Source organism: uncultured Fretibacterium sp., from assembly GCF_963544685.1.
Lineage (GTDB): Bacteria > Synergistota > Synergistia > Synergistales > Aminobacteriaceae > CAJPSE01.
Genome location: NZ_CAUUGJ010000158.1, coordinates 1 through 4,053 on the forward strand (window position 1 = coordinate 1; position 4,053 = coordinate 4,053).

Here is a 4,053-nt window from a genome sequence, read left to right on the forward strand (position 1 = left end):
TTTTACCCCCTGCTGCCATTTCTCAACTAAACCCTTGACTTTTTCTAGCAGGTCTCTGTGGGGTGGGAACCGTATCCCGACCCTGGACGCGGCGATGCTGGAAGCGCCTTGAACCCTTCCTTGGAGGGGGGGAAGCAAACTACCGGGTGGGAACGAAATGCAAGGAGGATCATTGGAAGCCGGAGGGAGCCTGGAACAGCAATTTGTGGAGGAGGCCATTGTCTATAACGACAGGTGGGCGGAAAAACGCGGTACGGTTTCACCCCCCAAGAGCAAGAGGCGGACATATTTTGTGTGCCGTAGTGATGGAACGGCTGCCGAATTTCGGCCGGAGAGCATTGAATCGTTCAACCGAGGGGCGAGTACCGTCACCCGGACGCAATAATTAAAGGATTGCTGAGGGGAAAAATGCCGAAAAAAGCACCGGAAACACGGCTTGCTTGTGGCGGAGCGCTTCAAGGGATGAAATCTGTCAATCCCTGCAATGTCTGTATGGCGAGCTTGGGCAGACTCGAACTGCCGACCTACGGCTTAGGAGTGCTATTCCATAAATTTCATCCGATGTTGCCATATCGAAGATTTCAGTACTAATGCTTTTATACAACTGAGCTTTTTCTTGATAATCTTTTCCCTCTTGTTCTATTTTTCTCCAGCCCTTATAATTTTTTTGCTGTAAATATGCTGTAAAATTTTCGAGGAGACGATGACCATGAAAACTCGCCTCACCCAATTATATGTCAACTCCATCAAGCCGCCCGACGCTCCTTATTGGATTACTGATGCAGGGTGCCCCAAGCTGCGTCTTTATGTCGGTACACATAGAAAGATCTGGTATGTCGGCTACCGTGACGAAAAAAACACCTATACAAACCACAAACTGGGGTCCGCTGAAGCCCTTACTGTCGCTCAAGCCCGAGACATGGCACTGGACTTCACAGCGCGCCTCATACGAGGTGAAGTACTTCAAAAGAAAAAGCGTCCCCCCACAATGTCGCTTGATGTTTTTTTAGAATCTCACTATGCTCCCTGGGCAACGGCGGAGAGAAAGAGCGGAGGGAAAACGCTCTACCTCTTGCGTTCCGCTTTTCGGCAATTTCTCGATAAACCTATCGGAGAGCTCAGCATAAAAACGATGGAGAAATGGAGACACGAGAAAATGGCCTCAGGAACTAAAGCTGCAACCTGCAATCGTCGGTTGGCAGCACTGAAGGCCGCTCTCAATTGGGGCGTAAAGCGGGAATATCTTGAATCCAATCCCCTGGCTCGTTTGGAGAAGCTGCCGGAACACGACTCCGACGTCAAGGTGCGGTATCTTACCGACGAAGAGCGCATGCGGCTCATGTCGGCCCTCGATGAAAGGGAAAAGAAGATGCGCTCGGGGCGTCAAAGCCACAACCGCTGGCTCGCCGAAAGAGGCCAGGCTCTCATGCCGGAACTTGATGGAGAGTTTGCGGATCACCTCAAGCCCATGATCCTGATATCGCTGTATACCGGCATGAGACAAGGCAACTTGTTCGCGCTCCGATGGGGAGACATCGACTTTGACACAAAAACTCTGAGATTGCGTGCCGCTGCCTCGAAGACCGGCAAAAACCATGACCTGCCGATGAACTCCAAAGTCATTGCCGCTCTTCAGGCTTGGCGTCGGCAATCGAAGAAAGTCGCCGCCGACTCGCTTGTTTTTCCTTCTCCCGTCAGCGGAAAAATGCTGAACAATGTAAAGAAAGCATGGCTTGCCGTCCTTCGCGATGCCGGGATAGAGAATTTCAGATGGCATGATATGAGGCACGACTTCGCAAGCCAACTCGTCATGAAAGGCATCGATTTGAATACGGTCCGCGAGTTGATGGGACATTCCGACCTGAAAATGACGCTTCGGTACGCTCATCTTGCCCCGGACAACAAACTTCGTGCCGTGGAGATACTCTGAACGGACCATCCCCCGGCCTCGCCGGTCGAGAAATCGCTGGTGCGCAGATTATCGTCACGGCTGATTGCGGCTACCGTCTCGGGAAAAACGACTCCGGTGGGAGGTCCCCGCCCGTTGCGTAGACCAGATTGGACCAGGCCGCGGCGATGTCGTAGACCGCATCGACATACTCGGTGCGGCTTCGGACCAACGCCCGTTTTGCATCCAGAACGTCGATGTTCGAACCCAATCGGGCCTCGTAACGGCGAAAAGCCATCCGATAGTCCTCCTCTGACGTCGCCGCCTGTTCTCTCGCCAACTCGAAACGCTCCCGGGCCGAGCGCAGCCTTATCTCCGCCTGAACCGTCTCTTGTCTCACTTGGGACGAAAGGTTCTCCAGGACATACAACAGCTCTCGCGCCGCCGCCTTCGCTTTCCGGACGGCCGCCGCTCCAGCCCCTCCGTCGTACAATGCCCACTGCACTTCAAGTTGGACATACCAGCGATCATCGGCCCAGGACCGATCGTCATGGTCCGAATTCAAACGTCCGGACAGAGTCACCTTCGGCTGCCGCTGCCCCGACGCGGCCTTGACGAGCTGGGCGGCCCGTTCCCCGTAAAAACGGTAGGCATTCAGCTCGGGGCGCCGTGCCAAAGCCACGGCGACAATGTCGTCGGAGATCTCGCCAGCTGGAGGAACAGGTTCGTCGCCCGTCTCCAAAGCGTCCAGGATGTCGCCTTTCTGCAGCTTTGAGCCCACCGCATGCTCCAGTGCGACCCAGCTTACATCGAAGTCGCCCCTTGCAGAGACCAGCTCGAGTTTGCTCTGATTGACGGAAACTTCCACATGAAGCACATCCCCTTTTGGGATCATCCCTTTTCCATAAAGCCTCTCGGAATAGCGCTTGTGCTCTTCGGCGAGTTTCAGCGCCTCGTCGGCCACCCTAACCTTCGCCCCGGCCCGCAGGCAATCATAATAACGTAAACGGACCTCGTTCATGGTCTCCTGATAGGTCCTGAGGCTTTCCGACTCCACGGCCGATAGCGCCAGCTCCGACGCACGCCGGTTCGCCCTCAGGCTGCCTCCGGCATAAAGGGTTTGAACCAGGTTCAGCGAGGCGTTGTAGACATTCCTATCGGGCTCATGTCGGGCCGAAGCTCCGACGCCGACGGCCGGGCCCATCGCAGATATCGCGCTACGCACGTCCTCCCGCGCCTGTACCACTTTCTCCACGGCCGCAGCAATGTTGGGGTTGCTCTTCAATGCGTTTTCAAGGATTCCGAACAGCCGTTCATCGCCGAAGGACTCGGCATTTTTTTCATGAAAAAGACCGGGCTCCCCGGCCCACGAGGCTTCCAGGACAACGGGCACGAGCCCCAATAAGAGCAAAGACGTTTCGAGGAGTACCCGAAGGACTCTCCTCAAAATCCTGGAAGCGGAGGGAGCGGGGCCGGATGGCCCCGCCTTTCCGTTCGTATTCTCCCCGGAGCGGATAGGCCCCGCTACCGCATCATCCATGGCAAATCTCTATGCCACGCTCTTGGGCAATTCGTCGCACCGAGCGCCATCCTCGAAATGCTTCTCCAAGCTCGCCTCCGACGCTACGGAGAGATTCACGGCCCCCACTCCGGAGGAAGCGGACAAAAGGGCATCGCAGACCTGGCCGGAACCCGGCGCCTCGAAACTCAGCCCCGCCAGAGCGACGTCCATGCCCAGTCGTGCGGTCTCGGAATCCACGGGCGCCAACGAATCGGGCAACACGGACGCCAAGGAAGTCCCGCCACCAAGCCCCTCTATGTCATCATGATCCAGTGAGGACATGAACGACGGCGTGGAGAGGGCAGCGAGGGACTCCTCGGCTTCGGCTTCCGAGAGCACCCCTGCCTCGGCTCCAGACATCGCAGAGAAAGGCGACACGGCGGAAAATGCCTCCGGAGCTGCAGGAGCTCTTGCCGGTTCGGCGGAAGCCGCTGCATTCGTGTTCGGTTCATAGGCCACCGTTCGGGACGCCACATCCCCGGCGCTCCACTTCGTGCCGTCCGAAAACTCCACCTCGTCCAGCTTGTAGGAGTCATTATAGAAGTGGTCCTGGACCCTGACGCTCCCCGTCCCGTCCTTCAGCGAAAACGTCACGTCGTTACCC

Annotated in this window: 3 protein-coding genes; 1 reads left to right on the forward strand and 2 read right to left on the reverse strand. The window is 56.6% G+C overall.

The genetic code is table 11. From position 1 onward, the window contains the following. Window positions 1–709 precede the first annotated feature (709 nt). Window positions 710–1,930 (forward strand): tyrosine-type recombinase/integrase, encoded by a 1,221-nt coding sequence (locus ABLA28_RS10765; RefSeq protein WP_347713666.1) that lies wholly within the window; start codon window positions 710–712, stop codon window positions 1,928–1,930. A 70-nt stretch (window positions 1,931–2,000) separates the two neighbouring features. Here ABLA28_RS10765 and ABLA28_RS10770 read toward each other — a convergent pair whose 3' ends face one another. Together ABLA28_RS10770 and ABLA28_RS10775 are read right to left on the reverse strand one after the other, a co-directional pair. Further along, window positions 2,001–3,428: a TolC family protein gene (locus ABLA28_RS10770; RefSeq protein WP_347713667.1), complete on the reverse strand. Its 1,428-nt coding sequence runs from the start codon at window positions 3,426–3,428 to the stop codon at window positions 2,001–2,003. A gap of 9 nt (window positions 3,429–3,437) precedes the next feature. Continuing rightward, window positions 3,438–4,053: calcium-binding protein (locus ABLA28_RS10775; RefSeq protein ID WP_347713668.1), on the reverse strand; the 616-nt coding region annotated here is incomplete at its 5' end.